The organism is Rhizobacter sp. P1_G5 (assembly GCF_056405435.1).
Window position 1 is genome coordinate 1 of sequence record NZ_JBFUCB010000908.1, and the last position, 1753, is coordinate 1753.

Annotated in this window: 2 protein-coding genes; both read right to left on the reverse strand. The window is 69.3% G+C overall.

Features of this window, described 5'->3' with window-relative positions; all coding sequences use genetic code 11:
* Positions 1-1371: non-homologous end-joining DNA ligase (gene ligD, locus AC1D12_RS32595; RefSeq protein ID WP_477845276.1), on the reverse strand; the 1371-nt coding region annotated here is incomplete at its 3' end.
* Positions 1372-1381: 10 nt separating this feature from the next.
* Positions 1382-1753: Ku family protein (locus AC1D12_RS32600; RefSeq protein ID WP_477845277.1), on the reverse strand; the 372-nt coding region annotated here is incomplete at its 5' end.

Genomic DNA, 1753 nt, shown 5'->3' on the forward strand with positions numbered 1-1753 from the left:
CTTCTGCTTCAGCTCGGCCGCCGTCGCGGCATCCCACCCGGTGCCGACGCTGCCGACCGACTTCAGCCGGCCGGCGTCATCGTGCACGCCGAGCAGCAGGCTGCCGATCTGCGCGTTGTCGCGCTCGCCGCGCCGGTCGGTGTAGCCGCCGATCACGAACTCCTGGCGCTGCTGGCATTTCAGCTTCAACCAGGTCTCGCTGCGGCGCGACACGTACGGCGCATCCTGCCGCTTCGCGATCACGCCTTCGAGCTTCAATCGGCAGGCCGACTGCAGCACGCTGGCCGCATCGGCGGGGAAGTCCTCGCTGAAGCGCAGCGGCCCGCTGGCCTTGGCATCGAGCAGCTGTTTCAGCAGGCGCCGGCGCTCGCGCAGCGGCAGTTCGCGCAGGTCGTGCCCCTCCACGTAGGGCAGGTCGAACAGGAAATACGCCACGTGCGAGGTGTCGCCGCCGTCGAACGCGTTCTGCAGGCGGTTGAAGGCCGGCAGGCCGTCGTCGCCGAACACGACGATCTCGCCGTCGAGCCAGGCCGATGACAGCTCGAGGCGGCGCAAGGCCTCGACCAACGCCGGCATCCGCGCGCTCCAGTCGTGCCCGCCGCGCGTGATCAGCACCGGCTTGCCGCGCTGGATGCGCGTCATGATCCTGTAGCCGTCGAACTTGATCTCGAAGCCCCAGTCACCGTCGGCCGGCACGCCGCTCGCGAGGGTGGCGAGCTGCGGCGACATCGTCTTCGGCAGCGCTGCCTTCACGGCTTTCGCGCCCGTGTCTTGCGCGTCGGCCACGGCCGCGGCATTGACGCTGTCCGGCAGCGCACTGACCACGTCGTACTCGGCGTGCGGCCGCGCGAAGCCGTCCTTCTTCTTCAGCAGCAGCCACGGCTGCTGCTTCTCGCGGCCCGACTTGCGCATGCGCACCAGCTCCCACGCACCGTGCAGCTTCTCGCCGTCGAGCGTGAAGGCGATCTTGCCGGCTGCCAGGCCCTTCTTCGCCTCGCGCACACCCCCCACCGGCTGCCAGCTGCCGCGGTCCCAGACGATCACGTCGCCGGCACCGTAGTGGCCCTCGGGGATGTGGCCCTCGAAGCTGTTGTACGAGACCGGGTGGTCTTCGGTGCGCACCGCGAGCCGTTTCTCGGCCGGGTCGAAGCTCGGCCCCTTCGGCACGGCCCACGAGAGCATCACGCCCTCCAGCTCGAGCCGGAAGTCGTAGTGCAGCCGCGTCGCATCGTGTTTCTGCACGACGAACGCGAGCTGCGGGCCGGTCTTCGCCCGCGCGCCGCGCGGCTCGGGCGTCTGGCTGAAATCGCGCTTGCTCCAATAGGTGTGCAGCGGGTCGGCGGGTGTCGACGCACGGGTACTGCGTTCCATCGCGATGTCCTCAGGCGCGCTTGCGTGCAGCCGGCTTGCGGGCCGCCGGCTTCGCGGCCGATGCGGCCTTGCCCTTCAGGCTCTTCGCGAGCAGCTCGGTCAGGTCGACCACGTTGCTCGGGCCGCTCTTCTCGCCGCTGTCTTCCATCGCCTCCACCTGCTCGGTCTCGCCGCGCTCGATGCGCTTGGCCACCAGCGCGTGGATCGCCTCGCTGAAGCGATCCGCATACGCCTCGGGCTTCCAGGTCTCGGTCATGTCGCCGATCAGCTGCTTCGCCATCTTCAGCTCGGCCTCCTTCAGGTTCGTGCCCTTCTTTCCTTCGGGTGGCAGCTTGATGTCGGCCCACGGGCGGATGTCGGCAGCCCAGCGCAGCGTGTTCAG